Origin of the sequence: Halorientalis litorea, from assembly GCF_023028225.1 — an archaeon.
GTDB classification, from domain to species: domain Archaea; phylum Halobacteriota; class Halobacteria; order Halobacteriales; family Haloarculaceae; genus Halorientalis; species Halorientalis litorea.
Map to the genome: position 1 here is coordinate 1 of NZ_CP095482.1, position 21,322 is coordinate 21,322.

Consider the following 21,322-nt stretch of genomic DNA (forward strand, 5'->3'; position numbering starts at 1 on the left):
CGGGGAAACCTCAAAGCACGTGGGGCGACTACGAACGGACATGAGTCAGCAGGGGAGCGAGGGCATCGAACTCACCGTCGAGGGCGCGGACAAACGCGACGCCGGGCGCGGCATCGCACGGCTCCCCGACGACGCGCGGCGACGGTTGGGTGTCCTCAGCGGCGACGTGGTCGTCGTGGCCGGCGAGGAGGAGACCGTAGCGAAAGTCTGGCCGGTCGACGACGGCCGGGGCGACGTGGTTCGCATCGACGCGGACACCCGCGCCAACGCAGGCGTGACCGTCGGCGACACGGTTAGGGTCAAGACCACGTCCATCGAACCGGCCACGCTCGTCTCGGTCCGCCCGACGGGCGACGTGCCCGGGGACGCCGACGACGCGCTCACGCGGCACTTGCTCGACCGCCCGGTCAGAGAGGGTGAGCGGGTCAACGTCGACGGACTCGGCACGTTCGTCGTGTCGCTGACGGACCCGGACGGACCGGTCCGGGTCACCGACGACACCGACCTCTCCGTCCTTCCCCCCGTCGAGGACGACGCGGACGTGGACGAAGCGGCACCCGACGATGCCGCGCCGACCGACGCCGAGTCCGTGACCCTCGGGTCGACGTACGAGGACATCGGCGGCCTCGACGACGAACTCGACCGGGTGCGGGAGATGGTCGAACTTCCGCTGTCGGACCCGGACCTGTTCCGCCGCCTGAACGTCGACCCGCCGCGGGGCGTCCTGCTGTACGGGCCGCCCGGCACCGGCAAGACGCTCATCGCGCGGGCCGTGGCCAACGAGGTGGACGCCCACTTCCAGACGATTCACGGGCCGGAAATCGTCTCGAAGTACAAAGGTGAGAGCGAGGAGCGACTCCGCGAAGCCTTCGAGGAGGCGGAGGCGAACGCGCCAGCCATCCTCTTCGTGGACGAACTCGACTCCATCGCGGGCACCCGCGACGACGACGCCGACATGGAGAACCGCGTCGTCGCCCAACTCCTCACCCTGTTGGACGGCCTCGAAGACCGGGGGCAGGTCGTCGTCATCGGGGCGACAAACCGCGTCGACGCCATCGACCCGGCACTGCGCCGCGGCGGTCGCTTCGACCGCGAAATCGAAATCGGCGTTCCCGACGAGAGCGGCCGGCGCGAAGTCCTCGACGTACACACCCGCGGGATGCCGCTGGGCGAAGACGTCGACCTCGACCGGTTGGCGGCCCGCACCCACGGGTTCGTCGGTGCCGACGTGCAGTCGCTCGTGACCGAGGCGGCGATGGAGGCACTCCGGCGGACCCGCGACGACCCGGTCGTCTCCCGCGAGGACTTCGAGCGCGCGCTGGCGGCCGTCGACCCGTCGGCGATGCGCGAGTACGTCGCCGAGTCGCCGGACGTGTCCTTCGCGGACGTGGGCGGTCTGGATGGGGTGAAACGTCGCCTCCGCGAGGCGGTCCAGTGGCCCCTCTCCTATGCCGACCTGTTCGAGGCGACGAACACGGACCCGCCCTCGGGCGTGTTGCTGTACGGGCCGCCCGGTACCGGCAAGACGCTGCTCGCGCGGGCCTTGGCGGGCGAGAGCGAGGTGAACTTCGTCCACGTCGCCGGGCCGGAACTGCTCGACAAGTACGTCGGGGAGAGCGAGAAGGCGGTTCGAGAGGTGTTCGACCGCGCCCGGCAGGCCGCCCCGTCCATCGTCTTCTTCGACGAGATCGACGCCATCGCCGGGACGCGCGGCGAGGCGAGCGAAACCTCCGAGCGCGTCGTCTCGCAGTTGCTCACCGAACTCGACGGGTTGGCCGACAACCCCACGATGGTCGTGCTGGCCGCGACGAACCGCCGGGACGCGCTGGACCCGGCACTCCTGCGACCCGGCCGTCTCGAAGAACACGTCGAAGTCCCCAACCCGGACAGGGAGGCTCGGACGGAGATTCTGGCCGTCCACGCCCGTGGGAAGCCACTGGGCGAGGACGTGGACCTCGACCACGTCGCCGCCGAGACGGCGGGCTACTCCGGCGCGGACCTCGCGGCACTGGTCCGGGGTGCGTCGATGCGCGCCATCCGGGAGGTCGCGGACGAATACGACCCCGACGTGGCCAGCGAGCGGGTCGACGAGGTGGAACTCACGGCCGACCACTTCGAGCAAGCGATGGCCGACATCGACCGCCAGCGCGCGTGACCACCGTCGAACAGGAACATTTATTAAAGATAATGGTCTATCATCGAGTATCCCGATGATGCACCCTGTACGCGTACCCGAATTCCTTCTCGACTGACGCGTACCGGCACCGCTATCGACTGCCCGCGACCTATCCAACCAATGAGCACACAACCGACACAGACCGACCCCGAGACCCGACCCACGACGACACCGCAGGAGACGACCTATGGCGCGCAGATGATGTTCGCCACCGACAACCACGTTCCCATTCAGGGCCTGTTCGACACCGAGCGTAGCGACACGCCGTACTGACCGCGCCGTTTCTACCCGCCCGTCTCACGCCAGTCCAAGCGTCTCGAGTCCGCCGAACACGAACAGGTAGTAGTAGAGTTGGACGAGACCAGCGACGACCATCACGACGCCGGCGACCCGTGTTATCCGTCCCGTGTTCGCCGCGAGCCGGCGCAATACGGTGTCCCGGCCGAGCGCGGAGAGCGTCGTGACGCCCACCATCAGGACGCTCATGCCCGCTGCGTACGCGCCCAGCGTGGCGAGGGTGGCCGTCGGCCCGCCCGAGACGGCGACACCGGCCACCGCGACGAACAGGGGAGCCGTACAGCCCGCGGCCGCCGCGGCGTAGACCACACCGAACAGGAGATAGCCGACGGCCGACCGGCGGCGTTCGGGGAGGGGCAGGTGGAGGGAGTTCGCTTGCAGTCGCCCCACGGCAAAGCCCGCACCCAGTGCCACGAGAAGGACGCCGACAACGAGTTCGAGGACGGCGACGTTCTGGAGTGCCTGCTGTCCCACGAGGAGCGCGACACCGGCCAACGCCCCGTAGACGAGGAAGAAGCCGAGACTCGTCACGAGGCCGACGACGGCGGCGCGGCCGAGGCGGGACGGTGTCGTTCCCGACGACGACTCCGCGCCGCTCTGTCCGAGGTAGAACGCGACGTAGCCGGGGAGGAGTGGGAACGCACAGGGGGCGAAGAAGGTGGCCGTCCCGAGCGAGAACGCGAACCCGAGGCGGAGCGACGCCAGGTCGGTCACTCCCGGGCGGCCTCCAGTTGCGCTGTGATGTCTTCAGTCGACGACAAGCCCACGTCGCGCCACACCTCGGTCCCCTCGGCGTCGAAGACGATGAGCGTCGGGAGTCGCTCCACGTCGTACGCCGGCCCCGTCGCGATATCGGGGTCGGTCGCCACCGGCCACGTCCCCTCGTACTCGCGCCAGAACTCGGCGACTGCGTCCTCGTCTTCCTCCCACGTCACCGAGAGCATGTGTACGTCGGGGAACGACTCGCGGACTTCGCGCAGGTGGTCCATCTGTGGCTTACACGGGGCACACCACGTCGCGAAGAAATCGAGGAGGACGGTGTCGCCGGGCGGCTGAACGCGTACCTCGCCGCCGGGTGACCCGCCGACCGAGAGCGTCTGCAGTCGGAGGGCGTCGTCGATGGTCGTCGTGTCCTCGGTCGGCGCGTCGGCCGTCGAGCCGTCGCCCCCGAGGGCGTCGCTACACCCGGCGAGTCCGACCGTCACACCGGCACACGCCGTCAGAAACGCTCGCCGTCTCCGGTGGTCCATATCCGAACGTGGGGAAGGCTGGTAGAAAAGCCGCTCGCACTCGTGTTCGGTCCGGACACAACCCTCGACTCGTCCGGGGACCGTCACATACGAGGCTCAATCTATTTGAACCGATACTCAGAAACGCCGTGACATGGAGGGGACTGTCACGCGGTTACTCGACAGCGAGGGGGAGAACACACCACTGGAACGACGGCTCGAAATCGCGAGTTGTTGGTTGGGGCTCGCCGCCCCGCTCGTGACGATAGGGGCGATTTTCGCGGCCGTCCTGCTGTCGCCGTCGTTCGACTGGGGCATCAACGCGCTGTCTGACCTCGGGCGTGCGGACGTGGTCGTCGCGGAGACGCCCAGCGCGCTCGCGGACCCACGGCCGGCGGGCGTCTCGGCGGCGGCCGCCACCGAGACGACGCGACTGGTGTTCAACACCGGCCTCATCCTCGGGGCGGTACTCGGCCTCGGGTTCGGGTTCGCCCTCTTCCGGGCGGCCGACCACGTCGTCGAACTGCTCGGCATCGGACTGCTCGGCCTGACGCTGATACTGATGGGACTCGTCGGCATCTTCTCGTGGCCCTACGCCCTGCACCTGCCCGTCGCCGCCGGGTTCTTCACCGTCCTCTCGGGCGCGCTGATGGTCTACGGGGTGGGCAACTACCTCGCGGGCCATCGCACCCGCGGCACGCTCACAGCGGTGGCCGGCGGCGCGCACGGGCTGATGTGGCTCGGCTGGATACTGGCCGGCGGCGTCCTGAGCGGCGGCGTCACCCTCTCGACGCTCGCCGATGTCGTCATGCGGCCGGGGCTGGCGTACCCTGAGATAGTCGGTGCCGGACTGTTGGCGGTGTGGGCGGTCTGGACCGCGTTCACCGTCCGCCGTGACCTCGGACACGGCGGGTTCGGTCCCGCCTGAGCGCGCCGTCACTCGCTGTATCGCGTCGTGAACGCGGTCGTACTCTCGTCGGGGCCGGCGACGATGAGGTCGTCGCCCTCGCGGAACCGGAAATCCGGGTCGATGTCGGTGAACACGTCACCGTCACGCTCGACGGCGATGACGGTACAGCCGGTTTCGGCCCGGATGTCCGCCTCGGCAGGCGTTCGTCCGACGAGGCGTCCGGCGTCGAACCGGACGATTTCGACCTGCTGGTCGAGCGAGATGATGTCCTCGTCCAGAATCGTCGAGGCGAGCATCCGGCCGCTGACCGTCGCCAGTGCCAGCACGTAGTCGGCACCCGCCCGGTAGAGTTTGCGCACGCTCTCTGTTTCGTCGGCACGGGCGATTATCTCCACGTCGGGGGCCACGTCTCGCACGGCGAGCGTGGCGAAGACGGTGTTCGTGTCGTCCGAGAGTGCGAGGATGACCGTGCTGGCGGCGTCGATACCGGCCGTTTCCAGCACCTCCGTGTCGGTGATGTCACCGACGATGTCGACGCCGTCCATCTCGGTGTGGTCGACGACGACGCTCGGGATATCGTCCTCTCGGAGGCGTTTCTCGACGGTGGAGCCGACCTCACCGTGTCCCGCGACGATGACCCGGTCCCGGCGGTGTGCCCGGTCTTTGGAGAGCGTCATCTCCCTGAGTCGTTCCAGTTGTGCTTCCTGTCCCGCGACCAGCAGGACGCTGTGTTCGTCGAGTACGGCGTCGGGGTTCGGTGGCGTGACGAACTCGCCCTCGAACCACGCGCCGATGACGTTCGCGCCGGTGCGTTCGCGGATGTTGCTCTCGTCGACGCGGCGGCCGTGAATCTTGCTGCCGGGTTGGACGGTGAGTTCTACGATTTCGAAGTCCTCCCCGATTTCGACGGCGTCGCCGACTTCGGCGGTGACGCCCGTCGTCACCTTGTTCGCTATCGACTCGCCGATGAGTTGCCGGGGCGAGAACACCGTGTCGGCCCCCGCGTAGCGGTGATAGGAGGCGATGTCGGGGTCCTCGACGAAGGTGACGAGTGGCACGTCCGGCGCGATGCTCCCCGCGGTGAGGACGACGCTCGCGTTCGCCGAGTCGTCCACGTCAGCGACGAGTGCCCGCGCATCGGACAGGCACGCGCCCCTGAGTGCTGCCTCCGACTCCGGGTCACCGTGGATGACTGGCACGTCGTCCTCGAAGAGTTCGACGGCCCTGTCCCGGTCAGGTTCGACGACGACGAAGGGCACGTCGAGTGCGGTGAGTTCGTCGATGAGTTGCCCCACGCGCGCCGTGTACGCGCAGATGATGACGTGGTCAGAGACATCCTCGACGCGCTCGGGTGGCGTCGTGGTGATGATTTCTTCGAACATCGGAAACAGCAGGACGGGGAGCGCGAGGAAGATGAGCGCGACACCGGTGAGGTCCATCGCGATGACGAGCAGGTTCGTCTGCGGCGTCTCCCACGGGGCGTCTGACCCGAACCCCGTCGTAGTGAACGTCTCGACGACGATTTGGAGGGAATGCAGGAACGATTGTGACGCCCCTTCCCACGTCGTCATCGCGTAGTGGTATGCGAGTGCGTACGCGAGGATGACGGCCGCGAGGCCGAGCATGTAGTAAGCGGTCCGGCGTTGCCACGTGTCCATCGCTGTCGGACCAACGGACACCGTGATGTTACCCTTTCGGGACGGCCGTCGCCCCGCTCGGGTCACAGGTGCCGTTCGTCCACCCCGCCCGCACGCTTTAGTTTATCATGAGCAATGTGGACGTGTGTCACGAGAGATTACCCACGACGCACGCGGTCCACGCAAAATAGACGAGTCGGACATCGACGAGCAGAAGGGCGACATCGCCATCTGTATGTGCGGCCTCTCCGCCGAGTACCCCTTCTGTGACGGGTCACACCGAGCGACGGAAGACGAGGCGGAGGGCACCCGCTACAAGTACGAGGACGACGACGCGGAGAACCCGCGTCATGCCATCGAAGAAATCGTCTTCGCCGACGGGGAGTGACGCGTCGGGGCGTTACTCGCCCTCGAATTCGGGCTCTTGGTCGGTGACGAAGGCGGTGATGCCCTCCGAGAGGTCGTCGGTGTCGAGTAGGTGCCCGAAGGCACTCGCTTCGAGTTCGAGGCCGGCCTCCATGCTGTCCCACCCTTCACGCATCGCGCGTTTCGTGTACTTCTGGGCGATGGGCGGGCCGCGAGCGACGTTCTCGGCGAACGCGAGGGCCTTCTCCTCGAACTCGTCGTCTTCGTACACCTCGTGGAGGAAGCCGAGTTCGTGCATCCGCTCGGCGTCGATGCGCTCGGCGGTGAACACGACGTACTTGGCGGCACTCTCACCGATGAGTCGCTGGAGTCGCTGGGTGCCGCCCCATCCCGGCAGGAGACCGAGGTTGTGCTCGGGGAGGCCGAGTTTCGAGGATTCACTGGCGACGCGGAGGTCCGCACACATCGACAGCTCCAGCCCACCGCCGAGGGCGTAGCCGTTGATGCCCGCTACGACGGGCAGGTCCGTCTCGCGGAACCGACCGAACACGCGCTGGCCGTACCGCGAGTGTTCGACACCCTCGCGGTTGCCCATGGCACCGTTCGAGGACACGTCCGCGCCGGCCGAGAACGCCTTCTCGCCCTCGCCGGTGATGTAAATCGCGCGGACTTCCTCGTGGTCTTCGAGTACGTCGACTGCTTCGTCGAGTTCTTCCAGCATCTGCGCGCTGACGGTGTTCATGTCCTCCGGTCGGTCCAGCACGAGGTTCCCGATGTACTCGGCCGGTGTCTCGATGCGAAGCGTCTCGAACTCCGTGTCGATGTCTGTCATCATTTTTGCGTCGAACAGGAGTGTGAAAAACGTTGCACGCGTCATGTGAGGTGGTCCTATTTACGCCGCTCGCGAAACCCGGGGAACGCTTTTTTCCTCACCCCTCTACGAACCGACAATGACCGCCGTCGAGACTGTCGGCCTGACCAGACGCTTCGGCGACGTAGTGGCCCTCTCGGACCTCTCGCTGTCGGTCCCCGAGGGCGAGTTGTTCGCACTGCTCGGACCGAACGGGTCCGGCAAGACCACGACCATCGAGATACTCACCGGGCAACTCGACCCCACGGAGGGGACGGCATCGGTACTGGGCCACGACCCGGTGACCGACCCGCTCGCGGTGCGTCGCGCCGTGGGCATCCTCCCTGAACGCGAGGACCCGCCGAGTTTCCTGACGCCCCGGGAGTATCTGGAGTTCGTCGGTACCGTCCGCGAACTGGACGACGTGGACGGGCGCGTCGACGAGTGGGCCGACCGCTTCGAGTTCCGCGAGAAACTCGACACGCTCGCGACGGACCTCTCGGAGGGCGAACGCCAGCGCGTGATGCTCGCGGCGGCGTTCGTCCACGAACCCGACCTCGTTTTCATCGACGAACCGCTCGTGAATCTGGACCCGCTGATGCAGGAGCAGATCAAGGGCCACTTCCGGGACTACGTCGACCGCGGCAACACTGTCTTCCTCTCGACGCACTTCATCGAGGTGGCAGAGGAGTTGTGTACCGGCGTCGCCATCGTCAGCGACGGGGAACTGGTCGCCGACATCGACCCGCGCGAACTCCCGGAGGGGCGTCACCTGCTCGACGAGTTCCGCGACGAGGTGGGACAGGCGGCGACGACGCCGCGGGGGACCCCCGGGGCATGACGCTGACGACAGAACTGTTCCGGCGGATGCTCCGCGAGGAGTACCGCCTCCACGAGGACCTGTTCGGCGGGCGGCGGTTCGTCTCGTTCCCCCTCGCCGTCTTCGCCATCTCGCTCGGTGGTTTCCAACTGCTCGGGGTCACGGGCACGTCCTACGACGCCGTGACCGCCGGCCTCCACGGCCTCGTGTTCTTCTTCGGGCTACAGGTCGGGACCATCGGACTGGTCGGCCGCGACGCCCTCCGTGACGTACTCGGTGACGTGACCTTGCTCGTCTTTTCGGCCCGGACGCTCCCCGTCTCGTGGAACCGCCTGCTCGCCGTGTTCCTCCTCAAAGACCTCGTCTACTACGCCGCCTTCTTCCTCGCACCCATCGGCCTCGCGGCGATACCGAGTGCCGTCACGGCGGGCGTCGGCACGAGTCGCGTCCTCCTGTTGTGGTTCACGCTCGTCGGCGCGTTCGCCCTCGGCGTGACCCTCAGCCTGACGCTCGCCGCCGTCGCCACCCGGAGCAGACTCGCCGTCGTCGGGGCCGTCGCCGTCCTCGCGGCGGCCGTCGTGGGCCTCGACATCGACCCGCTCACGTACACGCCCTACGCACTGTATCGCACCCCGTCCGCCTCCGCCGCCGTCACCGGGTTCGCGCCCGTCGTCGTCTTCGGCGTCCTCGGACCGGTGCTGTTCAGTCCGGTGGGGAGTCGGGGACAGCGAACCTCCTCGGCACGGTTCGGCCGACTCCGCGGGTTGGTGGCCGACGACGACGGCATCGCCACCCGCGCGCTTCTGGAGGTGGCTCGCTCCAGCGGGTCCGTCTGGAAGGTGCTGTTCTCGATGGGCGTCCTCTTCGCCGTGACTGCCCTCCTCCTCGGGGAGATAACTGCCGCCACCGGCCTGACGCCCTCGCCGGGCATCGCCTTCGGTACCCTGCTCGGCCTCGGCGCGTTCACGACGTACTCGTGGGTCACGCAGTTCGACGGCCCGGCCGAGTACGGCCGCTATCCGGTCTCCCTGTCGGCCGTCTTCGCCGGGAAACGCCGGGCGTACCTCCTGCTCTCGATACCGGCGGGCGTCGTCTATCTCGCCGTCGCCGCCGTCTGGTACCCCGTCGCGTCGCTGGTCGTCGGCCTGCTCGTGCTCCCGCTGGTCGCGGTGTACGTCTTCGGCGTGACCGCCTACGTCGCCGGGCTGTCGGCGACGGAACTGCTGTTCGACACCGCGGAGTTCCTCCGCTTCGGCGTCGCACTGGCTGTACTCGCGGTGCCCCTGTTGGTCGCCGCGCTGGTCCACCCCGTCGCGCCGACGGCCACCACCGCGGGGACGCTCCTGCTCTCTCTGGCCGCCGCCGGCGTGGGCGTGGTCCTCGCGTCGCGCGCCGGGCCGCGCTGGGAACGCCGGCTCCGGGCCGAGTGAGACGCCGCCGACTGTGACGCGGACCGTCCCGCCGCAGTCACTCGCTTCGTTCGTACGACTCCAACAGCGTCCGCAGTTGTCGCTCCCGTGGACTGTCGACTCTCGTCACCGTCATCGCGTCGGTGTCGTAGACCACGAGCCCACTCGCCGCGAGTTTCGGGAGGTGTGTGTGGTGGAGCGTGGCGTGAACGCGCTGGCGGTGGTCGGCTCCCGGTTCATCGTCGCCGTCGCTGACGAGTTCGACGACGCGGTCGCTGAGTGTATCGAACGGGATAGCCTCTTCGTCGGTGCGGTCCAGTACGTCGAGTACCGCTCGCCGCCGCTCGTCGGCGACGGCCGAGAGGATATCAGCCAGCGAGGAGGCCGTCCCACGCTGTGGTGGTCCCCTACTCATCTACACACCCCAACCAGTATCGTCCGCTCTTCTGCACATGCATGCTACGCCAACGGAGCGATACATGATAGTTTGGCATTGTGTGCCAAGCCCGCTCGTGTTTCACGTCGACTCTGCGAGGGCGAGCGTGTGCGAGACGAGCGTCACGATGGCGCGGCGGAGCCGTTCGGTCACGGCTTGGTCGGAGATGCCGAGTTCGTCCGCGAGTTCTTGAGTCGTACAGCCTCGGGGGATGTCGTAGTACCCCCGCTCGACGGCCATCTGGATGGCTTCGCGCTGGGGGTCTGTCAGCCCGTACCACGGGCCGATGTCCGGGTCCGTCGGGTTGTAGACCCGGGACACCTCGATGGAGGTCTGTGCGGCCTCACAGTGTGCGGTGAACGCGCTGAGTTCCTCGTTGCTGGGGAACCGTAACTCGAAGTCCCACGTGTCGGCCGTGCCGGTAGCACTCAGGAGGTACCCGTCGTGTCGACTGATGCCCGCGAAGACGTGGTCGTGGTTCGCGTCCCAGTCGAGGGTGAACAGGGTCCGGTCGGCGAACACGTCGACTGCTACCGCATCGTTGGCTGCAGGGTGGTGCTTGACCGTATCGACGAACGAGTCCCGGGTCGCGTCGTGTATCCAGAAGAGCGGGACCGTCGACTCGCCGGTCGGAACGAGACTCTCCAGTTCGACGGTCGAGAGCCCATTGACGGCGAGAATCCGACCGAGTTCGAAGTCGGCAGACGGAACTTGGAGTTCTACGATTACGCTCATCTGGTCCGTATCACCGTTGTCACTCGCCCCGCACAAAACGGGGTGGCTTGGTCTACCAAGGCGGCGGTACGACTCAAGCGTTCACTCCGTTTCGTTGCTTCGTGGCTTCGTGGTACGTTCGGCCTGTTTCGGACTTGGTGGACCACCCCCGTTGATTATCCGACTCGGTACCGAACCGGTCGGTATGGCGACCGTGATGAAGTTCACGAGTCCGGCGGCCGAGTTCCCGCTGGGGACCGTCTTCGAGAACCTGCCCGGGGTGACGGTCGAACTGGAGCGTCTCATTCCTCACGACACGCTGATAATCCCGTACTTCTGGGTCCGGGGTGCGGGAGACGAGGACGTCGAGGCGGCCTTCGAGTCACACGCCGGTGTGACGGAGATTCGCCTCGTCGACAGCGTCGACGGCGAGTACCTCATGCGCGCCGGGTGGGACCGGGAGTACGTCGGCGTCTTGAGTGCCCTCGTCGCGACGAATCTCGTCCTCCTCTCCGGCGTCGGGACGAGCGACGGGTGGCAGTTCGAGGTCCGGGGGGAGAGCCGGGAGGAAATAAGCGAGTTCCGCGCGTACTGTCAAGACAAGGACATCCCTATCGACATCACCGCCGTCCACGCGTTGCTCCCGGTTCGGGGAGAGGGGTACGAACTGACCGACTCCCAGCGGGAGGCACTGCTCGCCGCGTACGAACGGGGGTATTTCGACTCGCCCCGCGAGGCGTCACTGGAAGAGGTCGCCGCCGACCTCGGAATCACGCAACAATCCCTCTCGTCTCGTCTCCGGCGGGGGCACCGACGACTCATTGCCGCGACGCTCGCCGGGTCGTGAGTCGTCCATTGGCGGGCGTGCGGACCAATTCCCGTATAAATGTACTGTATTATAAGTACATCATTTGAACCCGCTGCAGACGTTATATAACTATGAGTTATGTCGGTCACAAATAGCGGGTTCAACTTGGAGTGCGTGGGGCACGACGCCGTGTCGGGGACGTATCGGTTCGAGTACAACCACGACGTGACCCCACCGAGCATGGCCGTCGTCCAAGCCCTCGCCGAGGTGATGGACGTGGACCCGACGCAAGTCCGTCCGCTCGCTTCGTCGGTGGATGCCGACGCGCTCGACAGCGTAATCGTCCCCCCGACGGGCGTGGATGCCGCCGTCGAGGTTACCGTAACACACGAGGGATACGACGTGACCGTCGACAGTCACGAAACGCTCACGGTCGTATCGCCCGGTCGGAGTCAGACAGAGAACACGGATGACTGACGGCGGACAGTCACCTGCCACCGAGGGACAACTGCACGAAGCGTTGCAGACGCTCGTCCGTGAGGCACACGCCAACGGCGTCGACGTGGCCGGCGGGTGGGAGTGTCGCAACGGGGCAGAGTACCCCGACTTCGATGTTCTCATCACCGAAGTCACGAAGAACGTAGGGTCCGACTGACGGCGAACACCCTCGGAACCAACTCGACTGAGACACCCGTACCGACGCCGTTTTGCCCGTTCCGCCCTCCGTGTGGTGTAGATGAGTTACCGCGGTGTTGTCCTCGACCTCGACGGAACCGTCTACCGCGGCGGCGACCCGCTCCCGGGTGCGGTCGATGCTATCGAGCAGTTCCGAGCGGCGGGCTTGGACCTGCTCTTTTTCTCGAACAACCCGACGAAGACTCGGGCGGCCTACGTCGACCGACTCGACGGGATGGGCATCGACGCATCGGAAACCGAGGTGCTCTCCGCGGGGACGGTGACGACCGAGTACGTCCGCGACGAACACGGCGACGACGACGTGTTTCTCGTCGGCGCGCCGGGCCTGCGCGAGCAACTGACCGACGCCGACTGTCGGTTGACCGACGACCCGGAACGAGCCGACGTGGTAGTTGCCTCCTGGACGCGCGAGTTCGACTACGACGTGCTGACTGACGCCCTCCGCGCGCTGGACGACTCCGTCACGTTCCTCGGGTCGGACCCCGACCGCACCGTCCCGGCCAGCGACGGGCGGATGGTCCCCGGGTCGGGGGCGATTATCGGGGCCGTCGGTGCCGTGGCGGACAGAACGCCGGACCGTGTGATGGGCAAACCGTCATCCGAGGCCGTCGCGGCGGCCCGTGGGGCACTCTCGGTCCCACTCTCCGACTGCGTGCTGGTCGGGGACCGACTCGACACCGACATCGCACTCGGCGAGCGTGCGGGAATGACCACCGTCCTCGTGCTGACCGGCGTGGCCGAGCGTGCGGACGTGGCAGACAGCGACGTGTCGCCCGACCACGTCGTCGGGTCGCTCGCGGACGTGCCACACCTGCTCGATTGAGGTGGCTTCGGTGACCAACTCTTGGCTGCATGCGCGGGGTTTATTCACCGCCCTGTCGTGGTCCCCGGTATGCAGCCGTTCACGGACATCGAAGTGTTGGACCTGACACAGTCGATAGCTGGCCCAGTGTGTACGAGCATGCTCTCCTCCCTCGGCGCGCACGTCGTGAAAGTCGAACCGCCGAACGGGGACGCCTTCCGGGAGCAACTCGAAGGCTCGATGTTCGCCTTCGCGAACCAAGGCGAGAAGGAGTCTATCGCGGTGGACTTCAAGACCGACGAAGGCCAAGAAATCGCCGCCGACCTCGCCGAGCGGGCCGACGTGGTGGTCGAGTCGTTCCGTCCCGGCGTCTTGGAGAAGTTCGACCTCGACTACGAGTCGGTGCGCGAGACCAACGAGGACGTGATTTACTGCTCCATCAGCGGGTTCGGGCAGGGCGGCCCGTACCGGGACTGGCCAGCCTACGACCCGGTGGTGCAGGCGGTCAGCGGCCTCATGTCGACTATCGGCTACCCCGACCGCCCGCCGGTCCGTATCGGTGCCAGCACCATCGACTGCGGGACCGGAGCCAACGCCGCGTTCATGGTCGCCAGCGCGCTCTTCCAGCGCGGGCAGACAGGCGAGGGCGAACACATCGACATCGCGCTGTTCGACGTGGCCCTCTCTTGGACCGGCTACTGGATTACATACTACGAGTCGACGGGCAAGACGCCGACGCGTGCCGGTGCGGGCCTCCACGGATTCGCTCCCAACGACATCTACGAGGGGAGCGACGACGAGCAGTTCTACGTGAGTGCCTTCTCGGACGCGCTGTACGAGCGCGTCTGTTCGGCACTGGGCCGGGAGGATTTGGCCGATGACGAGCGATTCGTGACCCAAGACAAGCGGTGGGAGAACCGCCACGAACTCGACGAGATACTCGACGACGCCTTCGCCGAGTACGAGCGCGAGGAAATCGTCGAACGACTCGCCGAGGCGGGCGTCCCGACCGGCCCGGTCCGGACCATCGACGAGGTCGCCGACGACGAACACGTCCACGACCGTGACATGATATCCGAAACCCGCAACGTCGAACTCGAAGACGACTCCGTGACCGCCCGCCTGCCGCTTCGGACGAGCGATGGCCCGGTCGCCGACGTGTCCGAACCGCCGGAACTCGGCGAACACGCCCGCGAAGTCCTCGCGGGGCTGGGCTACGACGAGACCGAAATCGAGGCTGTCCTCGACTCCGGAGCCGTCAACACGCCCGAGTAGCGTCGCCGCGGAACCTACGGTTTCCCGTCGTTGAGCAGGTCGATGACCTCGGCCACCGTCCCGGCGTCGTGGTCGCCGACGGTCGCCAACAGCTCCCGCGCCCGGTCCTCGACCTCGTTTTCGGGAACCACATCCGTCGCGAGGCCCACCGCCTTCGCTCGCGCCGGGGTGATGGGCTCGCCGGTCAACAGCAGTTCCGTCGCCACGCGACGACCCACGAGGTCCGGGAGTCGGGCGGCGGTCCGCGTGGAGGCGATGCCGTACTGCACCTCGGCCACCTGCCACGTCGTCTCCTCGCCGAGGACGAGGAACTCGCAGTTGAGCGAGATGACCGCACCGGCACCGACGAGCGCGCCGAACCCGGCCATGGCGACGGGTGCCGGACAGGACTCGATGTCGCGGTACAACTGCTCCATGTTCTCGTGCATCTCCGGGTGGTCGCCCTTGTAGTCGCCCTCGGCGATGTCCGTGTCGAGGCCGGCACACGTCGCCCGGCCCTGTCCGGTCAGGAGGATGCCCGGGCCGGGGTCGTCCCGAAACGCCGCGAACGCCTCGGCGAGTCCGGCCACCAGCTCCGGCGTCAGCGCGTTCAGCTTGTCCGGCCGCGCCAGTTCGACGGTTCTGCGGTCGGCCGTCTCGGTAACTTCGACGAGTGGTGTGTCCACTGAGACCATATACCACCTCTCAGGTCCCCGGGGCTTACGTCTACCCCAAAACTGGCCGGCCGTGGTCGGTCACTCCTCGAACTCCGGGTCGCGGTCCTCGAGGAACGCCGCGGCGGCCTCGTCGGCGTTGTCGTCCGCGCGTATCTCCTCGATGTAGTCCCGCTCGCGGCGGTACTCTTCGAGCGGCCAGTCCGGTTGCCCCTCGATGGCGGACGCCTTCGCCGCCCGCACCGCGTCGGGGTTATTCTCGGCGATGGTCTCGGCGACCCCGCGGGCCGCCGCCTGCGGGTCGTCCGTCAGTTCCGACGCCAAGCCGAGTTCGTAAGCGCGCTCCGCCGAGAGTGCCTCTCCCGTGTAGGCCATCCGGCGGGCCACGCCGTCCGGAAGGACGCGTTTCAGCGGGCCGAGACCGCCGATGATACCGACGTTGATTTCGGTGATGGCGAACTCGGCGTCCGGGCCGACGATGCGGTCGTCGCACAGGGACGCGAGGATGGCTCCCGCGCCGACAGCAGGACCGTCCACCGCGGCGACGAGCGGGAGCGGGAACTCGTAGACGGTTCGGAGTGCCCGCATGTACGTCTTCGTCGCCGCGGCCGCGTCTCGCGCGTCGTCGCTCCCGAACTCGCTCACGTCGTGCCCCGCCGAGAACGTCCGGTCACCGCCGGTCTGGAAGACGACAGCCAACTCGTCGGCGGCCGGAATGTCCGCGAGTGCGTCCGCGAGCGCGTCGAGGTCGGCGTACCGGACGGCGTTGACCGGCGGGCGGTCGTACGTGAGGACGCCCACGCGGCCGGTTCGCTCGTAGGTCAGGTTCGCGTCCGACATGGGCTAGACCCCGCGCCGCCGGCTATTAAACGCTCGCCAGCCCGATGCGGCCACACCGCGAGAGTTCGCAGGCTAGGTTTATTCCCGTGGCTATCGTTACCGTACGTGCGTTCCACTGGGACGCGGAGACACCTATGACCGGAAAACGGATACTCATGATAGTCGGCGATTTCGGGGAGGACTACGAGACGATGGTGCCCTATCAGGCACTGGAGATGGTCGGCCACGAGGTGGACACGGTGTGCCCCGAGAAAGAGGCGGGCGAGACAGTCAAGACGGCGATACACGACTTCCGAGGCGACCAGACGTATCTGGAGGAGCGCGGGCACGACTTCGAGGTGAACGCGACGATGGCCGACATCGACCCGGCCGACTACGACGCCCTCGTCGTCCCCGGCGGACGGGCACCCGAGTACCTCCGGACGTACGACGCGGTACTGGACGCCGTTCGCCACTTCTTCGAGGCGGACAAGCCCGTCGCGTCGCTGTGTCACGGGCCACAGATTCTGGCGGCCGCCGGCGTGTTGGACGGCTACGAGATGACCGCGTACCCGGCCGTCCGCGCCGAAGTCGAAGCCGCAGGGTGTTCGTGGGTGGACGAGGTGACCCGGGACCGGAATCTCGTCACCGGACAGGCGTGGCCGGACCATCAGGAGTGGCTCGCCGAGTTCCTCGACATGCTGGGTACCGACATCGAACACGGCGAGACGGCCGCCGTCGCGGACGACTGAGGGCGGCCGTTTCCACGGACCGACGGGAGGACGGCAGAGACAGAGTACAGTCAGCCAGCGTCCTCGAACTGGAGCGTCCCACCGCTCTGAGAAATCAGGTCTGCCCGATTTCGGCGGGAGTCGATGGTCGTCCCGCACTCGGGGCACTCGTAGCCCACGTAGTCGGCGTGAACTTCGATAATCCAGTTGCCGTTGATACGGCTCGTGTGGTCACAGTCAGTACAGTACAGCGTCGCCTCGTAAGGCGGCCGCTGCTCGGTGGGGCTCTTGGAGGGAACCATTCTCGTATTTATCATCTGTGTGAGGATAAGGGTGTTGTTTCCCACGTCGGATGCGGCGTGGTGTCGCCAGTCACCCGTCGAGCATCGCCACCGGACGGACCCAGCCGGCACTCGCGTCCGCGATTGTCACCGGGAAGGTGACGACGGGTACCTCCGTCCGGCGCGGCAGTTCGTCCAAGTTCGCCATCTTCTCTATCTGACAGTATTCGACCTCCCGCCCGGCGAGGTGGGCGGGCCACAGCTCCCCGTCGTCACCCGTCTCGACGTACCGCCGCCCCATCTCGGTGAACGGTTTGTCGAACCCGTAGGCGTCAGTCCCGATTACCTTCACGCCCTGCTCGACGAGGTGTTTCGTCGCCGCCGCGCCCATCCCCGGGAACTCGGTGAGGTACGCCTCGGTGCCCCACAACTCGTCCGCCCCGGTCTGGACGAAGACGAGTTCGCCGGCCGTCAGGTCGTGGTCAAGCGCGTCGAGACGGGCGTCGATGCCGTCGGGCGTGATTTCGGCACCGGCGTCGAGGTCGGTGAAATCGAGGACGACGGCGTTCCCACAGCACCACTCCAGCGGAACGTCCTCGATTGTCTTGGCCGACTCGCCGTCGCACTCGGGACCGTAGTGCCACGGCGCGTCGAGGTGTGTCCCCGCGTGGGGAATCGCCGTCACTTCCTCCCACGCGAGTGCCGACCCGTCGGGGAAATCCTCGGCACTCACGTCGTAGCCTTGACCTTGGAGGTTCGCCGCGAGCAGTGCCGCGCCCTGCTCGTGGTCGTAGTACTCCACCGACGGTGGGAACGGTTCGCTGTCGACACCGGGTTCGAGGCCGATGCTCAGGTCCACGAGGGACACGTCACCGAAGTCCATGCGGAGCGGTCACGCGCGAGGTGCAAGACGTTTTCTGCGGTGGGGGTACCGAGTCGACCAGTGGGCGGGACGGTGGTCAGTCAGTCTCAATCGGCAAGTCCGTCCGCCCCCACTCGGCCATCGACCCGTCGTAGACTGCCACGTTCTCGACACCGAGGAGGTGGAGGGCGAACGCCGCGCTGCTGGCCGCGATACCGCCGCCGCAGTAGGTGATAACGCGCTCGCTCTCAGTCACGCCGGCGTCGGCGAACCGCGCCCGGAGCGCGTCCCGCGGCAGGTACGTCTGGTCCGCCGCGTCCACGATGGCCGACTCGCCGACGGCCGGGACGTTGACGCTCCCCGGAACGTGGCCCGGACGGCCGTACTTCACGACGTTGCTCCCGTCGAAGTCCGCGGGCCGGAGCGCGTTGACCAGACTGCACGCCTCGTCCTCGATTGCCGCCTGCACCTGTTCTTTGTCCGCGACCAGTTCCGGGTGCGGGTCCGGTGTGAACGTCGCGTCTCGCTCTTCGGGTCGGTCGGTCGACGTAGGTCGTCCGTCCGCAGTCCACCGCTCCCAGCCACCGTTCAGGATTCCCGCCCGGTCGAACCCGAACGAGCGCAGGAGCCACCAGACACGTGCGGCCCACGAGTTCCGCGCCCTGTCGTAGAGGACGACACGCGTGTCGTCGCTGATACCGAGCGACGCCATCGCGTCGGCGAACCGCGCCGGGGACGGGCGTTGATACGGGAAGTCCGGGTCGGCCGCCGTCAGGTCCTCCTGGACGTTCACGTAGACGCTCCCCGGGATGTGGGACGCGTCCCAGTCTGCACGGCCGGATTCCGTGTGTCGGGCACCCGTCTCCGGGTCGAAGCTGAGATGCAGCGTACAGTCCACGACACGCAGGTCCGACTCGTGGAGGCGCGGTTCGAGCCAGTCCGGATCCACCAGCGACGGGACCGTCACAGTACCACTTCCCCGAACGCGCTGGCGACCAACTCCACGGCGAGTTCCGCCGTCCGGTTGTGCTGGTCGAGGATGGGATTGACCTCCACCGTCTCGAACCCGCGGAGCAGCCCCGGGGCGGCGACCCGTTCCCAGATTAGTTCCATCGCGGCGTGGGCCTCACGGTAGGAGACGCCGCCGCGTTCGGGCGTCCCGACGCCGGGGGCTTCGGTCGGGTCCAGCCAGTCCAAGTCGAGGCTGACGTGGACGCCGTCGGTGCCGTTGGTGGCGATGTCGAGTGCCTCCGAGACGACTTCGGTCACGCCACGGGTGTCGATGTCTGTCATCGTGTAGGCCGTCACGTCGCTCTCGCGGATGTTCTCGCGTTCGCCCTCGTCCACGGACCGCAGGCCCGCGAGGGCGACGTTCTCCTCGGGGACGTTCGGTGCGGGTGCCCAGTCCGTGTCTGTGAACGACCCCTTGCCGAGGATGGCCGCCAGCGACATGCCGTGGACGTTTCCGCTGGGCGTCGTTGTCGGCGTGTTGAAGTCGCCGTGGGCGTCGAACCAGACGAGTCCCGTCTCGCCGCCGCGGGAGACACCGCGCATCGTCCCGATAGCGATGGAGTGGTCCCCACCCAACACAAGCGGGAACTCCCCTGCGGACACGGCGTCGGCGACTTCGTGCGCGAGACGTGTACAGACAGTCTCCGTCTCGGCGATGAACTTCGCCCGGCCGTCGAACGGGTCGGCCGCGTCTGGGTCCGTCTCCTCCGGTCGCGGGACGTGTACGTCGCCCCAGTCGACGCAGGTGGTGCCCATCCGGTCGAGTTGGTCGGCGAGGCCGGCGTAGCGAATCGCCGACGGCCCCATGTCGACACCGCGTCGATCCGCGCCGAGGTCCATCGGGACGCCGATGATACGCACGTCTTTGTCCATCACCACAACCACACCCCGGCAGGTACAAAAATCGACGGCCTCACCCGGCCGTCACTGGTACTGTTCGCACACGCGTCGGATGCCTTCCTCGAAGTCGATTTCGGGTTCCCACCCCGTGGCCTCGCGCATCTTCGAGGCGTCCGCGCAGGTGTCGTGAACGTACACGTCCTCGGGAATCGGGTTCTCGACGTACTCCGGTTCGATGGCCGTCTCTAGTTCGTCGTTCAGCATCTCGACCACGGTGTTGAACGAGTAGGCGTCGCCGGTCCCGAGGTTGTAGACACCCGTGAGTTCGTGGTCGGCCGCCGCCTCGATGCCGCGCACGATGTCCTGGACGTGCGTGAAGTCACGCGTCTGCTCGCCGTCGCCGTACAGCACCGGCGGGTCTCCGTTGGCCATGTCGTCGGCGAACTGTGCGATGACGTTCGCGTACTCGCCTTTGTGCTCCTCGGCCCCGCCGTAGCCCTGATAGACGGAGAAAAACCGCAGTCCGGCCACGTCCATGTCGTGGTAGTTCGCGAAGTACTCGCCGTACCGTTCGCGGGCGAGTTTCGACGCCTCGTAGCCCGTGTTCACCGCGACAGGCATGTCTTCCGGCGAGGGTTCGGTCCGACTGCCGTAGATAGACGACGTGGAGGCGTAGACGACAGTCTCACAGCCCTCCTGGCGCGCTTGCTCGACGGTGTTGACGAACCCTTCGACGTTGACGCGTGCCCCACGCTGTGGGTCGTCCTCGTGCATCTGTAGCGAGGAGAGCGCCGCGAGGTGGAACACCACGTCGACATCTACCGGGAGGTCGTCGTCGAGGACACTCGCCTCGACGAACTCCACGTCGTCGTCGAGGTTCGTTGGCGTCCCGAGGTAGCCGTCGTCGAGTGCGACGACGTCGTTGTCCGCCGCGAGGTGGTTCGCGAGGTTCGAGCCGATGAACCCCGCACCCCCAGTCACCAACACGCGCTTTCCTTGCATACTGGCTACACCTCCACGGACAATCAAATGGGTGTCGCTTCGACCCAAGACAGACACCTGTCTTTCCACAGTCTGAACGCCGACATATGGTCCGGCATACACGTATCCCCCGGGTTTAAGGACACAAACGACGAACCTTCGCACATGTCATCTATCGAACTCACACCGAGTCAGAAGAACATTCTTCAAGAACTCGTCAACCTCTTCCGGCAGTCCGAGTCCGCGGTCAAGGGCGAGGACATCGCCGAACAGGTCGACCGGAACCCCGGAACCATCCGCAACCAGATGCAGAGTCTGAAGGCCCTCCAGTTGGTCGAGGGTGTACCCGGGCCGAAAGGTGGCTACAAGCCGACCTCCAACGCGTACGACGCCCTGCAGGTCCAAGACATGGACGAGGCCGCCGACGTACCGCTCGAACACAACGGCGAACCCGTCGAGACGGCGAACGTCGAGGAGATAGACCTCACGAGCGTCCACCACCCCGAGGAGTGCCGCGCCGAAATCAAACTGCAGGGCTCGCTCTCTGATTTCCACGAAGGGGACACCATCACCGTCGGTCCGACGCCGCTGTCGAAACTCCGCATCATCGGCAGCGTCGAAGGGAAAGACGACACGAGCAACATCCTCATCCTCACTATCGACGACATGCGCGCCCCCGTCGGCGACGTGGAGAAGTAAGCGCGGACGCTGTGCGACAC

General features: G+C 66.8%; 26 protein-coding genes. 13 read left to right on the forward strand and 13 right to left on the reverse strand.

Annotation, left to right across the window (positions count from 1 at the left end; genetic code table 11):
• Positions 1-40: 40 nt before the first annotated feature.
• Together MUG95_RS00005 and MUG95_RS00010 are read left to right on the forward strand one after the other, a co-directional pair.
• A complete protein-coding gene (locus tag MUG95_RS00005) occupies positions 41-2,155 on the forward strand; it encodes a CDC48 family AAA ATPase (protein WP_247009018.1) in 2,115 nt (704 codons plus the stop codon).
• Between the two features lie 141 nt (positions 2,156-2,296).
• Positions 2,297-2,449 (forward strand): hypothetical protein, encoded by a 153-nt coding sequence (locus MUG95_RS00010; protein WP_247009019.1) that lies wholly within the window; start codon positions 2,297-2,299, stop codon positions 2,447-2,449.
• A gap of 24 nt (positions 2,450-2,473) precedes the next feature.
• Here the strand turns inward: MUG95_RS00010 and MUG95_RS00015 are convergent, their stop codons facing one another.
• Both MUG95_RS00015 and MUG95_RS00020 read right to left on the reverse strand, forming a co-directional pair.
• Positions 2,474-3,187, reverse strand: a complete 714-nt coding sequence (locus tag MUG95_RS00015) for a cytochrome c biogenesis CcdA family protein (protein WP_247009020.1) — start codon at positions 3,185-3,187, stop codon at positions 2,474-2,476.
• The gene (locus MUG95_RS00020; protein WP_247009021.1) at positions 3,184-3,723 is read right to left on the reverse strand and encodes a TlpA family protein disulfide reductase; all 540 of its coding nucleotides are present in this window, start codon (positions 3,721-3,723) and stop codon (positions 3,184-3,186) included. The genes MUG95_RS00015 and MUG95_RS00020 overlap by 4 nt, the downstream gene beginning before the upstream one ends.
• Before the next feature lie 133 nt (positions 3,724-3,856).
• On the opposite strand from MUG95_RS00020, the gene MUG95_RS00025 reads away from it, so the two are divergent.
• Entirely contained in the window at positions 3,857-4,630 is a 774-nt protein-coding gene (locus MUG95_RS00025) for a DUF998 domain-containing protein (protein ID WP_247009022.1), read from the forward strand.
• Between the two features lie 8 nt (positions 4,631-4,638).
• Here MUG95_RS00025 and MUG95_RS00030 read toward each other — a convergent pair whose 3' ends face one another.
• Positions 4,639-6,270 (reverse strand): potassium channel family protein, encoded by a 1,632-nt coding sequence (locus MUG95_RS00030; protein WP_247009023.1) that lies wholly within the window; start codon positions 6,268-6,270, stop codon positions 4,639-4,641.
• Positions 6,271-6,394: 124 nt separating this feature from the next.
• Between MUG95_RS00030 and MUG95_RS00035 the strand changes: the two genes are divergently transcribed.
• Entirely contained in the window at positions 6,395-6,637 is a 243-nt protein-coding gene (locus MUG95_RS00035) for a CDGSH iron-sulfur domain-containing protein (protein WP_247009024.1), read from the forward strand.
• A gap of 12 nt (positions 6,638-6,649) precedes the next feature.
• Here the strand turns inward: MUG95_RS00035 and MUG95_RS00040 are convergent, their stop codons facing one another.
• On the reverse strand, positions 6,650-7,447 hold the full coding sequence (locus MUG95_RS00040) for an enoyl-CoA hydratase/isomerase family protein (protein ID WP_247009025.1): 798 nt from the start codon (positions 7,445-7,447) through the stop codon (positions 6,650-6,652).
• Between the two features lie 118 nt (positions 7,448-7,565).
• Here MUG95_RS00040 and MUG95_RS00045 point away from each other — a divergent pair, with 118 nt between their 5' ends.
• Together MUG95_RS00045 and MUG95_RS00050 are read left to right on the forward strand one after the other, a co-directional pair.
• Entirely contained in the window at positions 7,566-8,306 is a 741-nt protein-coding gene (locus MUG95_RS00045; protein WP_247009026.1) for an ABC transporter ATP-binding protein, read from the forward strand.
• Complete coding sequence (locus tag MUG95_RS00050) at positions 8,303-9,715, forward strand: hypothetical protein (protein ID WP_247009027.1); 1,413 nt, start codon at positions 8,303-8,305, stop codon at positions 9,713-9,715. The genes MUG95_RS00045 and MUG95_RS00050 overlap by 4 nt, the downstream gene beginning before the upstream one ends.
• Before the next feature lie 37 nt (positions 9,716-9,752).
• Here the strand turns inward: MUG95_RS00050 and MUG95_RS00055 are convergent, their stop codons facing one another.
• Positions 9,753-10,109, reverse strand: a complete 357-nt coding sequence (locus MUG95_RS00055; RefSeq protein WP_247009028.1) for a DUF7344 domain-containing protein — start codon at positions 10,107-10,109, stop codon at positions 9,753-9,755.
• A gap of 102 nt (positions 10,110-10,211) precedes the next feature.
• Positions 10,212-10,865 (reverse strand): helix-turn-helix domain-containing protein, encoded by a 654-nt coding sequence (locus tag MUG95_RS00060; RefSeq protein WP_247009029.1) that lies wholly within the window; start codon positions 10,863-10,865, stop codon positions 10,212-10,214.
• A 184-nt stretch (positions 10,866-11,049) separates the two neighbouring features.
• Here MUG95_RS00060 and MUG95_RS00065 point away from each other — a divergent pair, with 184 nt between their 5' ends.
• From MUG95_RS00065 to MUG95_RS00085, 5 genes are all read left to right on the forward strand, one after another.
• A complete protein-coding gene (locus tag MUG95_RS00065) occupies positions 11,050-11,691 on the forward strand; it encodes a helix-turn-helix domain-containing protein (protein ID WP_247009030.1) in 642 nt (213 codons plus the stop codon).
• A gap of 99 nt (positions 11,692-11,790) precedes the next feature.
• Positions 11,791-12,129, forward strand: a complete 339-nt coding sequence (locus tag MUG95_RS00070) for a HalOD1 output domain-containing protein (RefSeq protein WP_247009031.1) — start codon at positions 11,791-11,793, stop codon at positions 12,127-12,129.
• A complete protein-coding gene (locus tag MUG95_RS00075; RefSeq protein ID WP_247009032.1) occupies positions 12,122-12,307 on the forward strand; it encodes a hypothetical protein in 186 nt (61 codons plus the stop codon). Before MUG95_RS00070 ends, MUG95_RS00075 begins: the two co-directional genes overlap by 8 nt.
• An 81-nt stretch (positions 12,308-12,388) precedes the next feature.
• Positions 12,389-13,171, forward strand: a complete 783-nt coding sequence (locus MUG95_RS00080; protein ID WP_247009033.1) for an HAD-IIA family hydrolase — start codon at positions 12,389-12,391, stop codon at positions 13,169-13,171.
• Positions 13,172-13,240: 69 nt separating this feature from the next.
• Positions 13,241-14,425: a CaiB/BaiF CoA transferase family protein gene (locus tag MUG95_RS00085; protein ID WP_247009034.1), complete on the forward strand. Its 1,185-nt coding sequence runs from the start codon at positions 13,241-13,243 to the stop codon at positions 14,423-14,425.
• A gap of 14 nt (positions 14,426-14,439) precedes the next feature.
• On the opposite strand, the gene MUG95_RS00090 is transcribed toward MUG95_RS00085, so the two are convergent.
• Positions 14,440-15,099 (reverse strand): enoyl-CoA hydratase/isomerase family protein, encoded by a 660-nt coding sequence (locus MUG95_RS00090; RefSeq protein WP_247009035.1) that lies wholly within the window; start codon positions 15,097-15,099, stop codon positions 14,440-14,442.
• Between the two features lie 60 nt (positions 15,100-15,159).
• Positions 15,160-15,918: an enoyl-CoA hydratase/isomerase family protein gene (locus MUG95_RS00095; protein ID WP_247009036.1), complete on the reverse strand. Its 759-nt coding sequence runs from the start codon at positions 15,916-15,918 to the stop codon at positions 15,160-15,162.
• A gap of 134 nt (positions 15,919-16,052) precedes the next feature.
• Between MUG95_RS00095 and MUG95_RS00100 the strand changes: the two genes are divergently transcribed.
• Positions 16,053-16,649, forward strand: coding sequence for a DJ-1/PfpI family protein (locus MUG95_RS00100; protein WP_247009037.1), 597 nt, complete (start codon positions 16,053-16,055; stop codon positions 16,647-16,649).
• Positions 16,650-16,699: 50 nt separating this feature from the next.
• On the opposite strand, the gene MUG95_RS00105 is transcribed toward MUG95_RS00100, so the two are convergent.
• The 5 genes from MUG95_RS00105 to MUG95_RS00125 all read right to left on the reverse strand — a co-directional run bounded on the left by MUG95_RS00105 (position 16,700) and on the right by MUG95_RS00125 (position 20,624).
• Entirely contained in the window at positions 16,700-16,930 is a 231-nt protein-coding gene (locus MUG95_RS00105) for a DUF8106 domain-containing protein (protein WP_247009038.1), read from the reverse strand.
• Between the two features lie 70 nt (positions 16,931-17,000).
• Positions 17,001-17,792: a cyclase family protein gene (locus MUG95_RS00110; protein ID WP_247009039.1), complete on the reverse strand. Its 792-nt coding sequence runs from the start codon at positions 17,790-17,792 to the stop codon at positions 17,001-17,003.
• 76 nt (positions 17,793-17,868) lie between these two features.
• The gene (locus tag MUG95_RS00115) at positions 17,869-18,720 is read right to left on the reverse strand and encodes a sulfurtransferase (RefSeq protein ID WP_247009040.1); all 852 of its coding nucleotides are present in this window, start codon (positions 18,718-18,720) and stop codon (positions 17,869-17,871) included.
• 14 nt (positions 18,721-18,734) lie between these two features.
• Positions 18,735-19,655 carry an arginase gene (gene rocF, locus MUG95_RS00120; protein ID WP_247009041.1) on the reverse strand — a complete coding sequence of 307 codons (921 nt, stop codon included), beginning with the start codon at positions 19,653-19,655 and terminating at the stop codon, positions 18,735-18,737.
• A gap of 51 nt (positions 19,656-19,706) precedes the next feature.
• The gene (locus tag MUG95_RS00125) at positions 19,707-20,624 is read right to left on the reverse strand and encodes an NAD-dependent epimerase/dehydratase family protein (RefSeq protein ID WP_247009042.1); all 918 of its coding nucleotides are present in this window, start codon (positions 20,622-20,624) and stop codon (positions 19,707-19,709) included.
• Between the two features lie 144 nt (positions 20,625-20,768).
• Here MUG95_RS00125 and MUG95_RS00130 point away from each other — a divergent pair, with 144 nt between their 5' ends.
• Positions 20,769-21,302 (forward strand): Rrf2 family transcriptional regulator, encoded by a 534-nt coding sequence (locus MUG95_RS00130; protein WP_247009043.1) that lies wholly within the window; start codon positions 20,769-20,771, stop codon positions 21,300-21,302.
• Positions 21,303-21,322 lie beyond the last annotated feature (20 nt).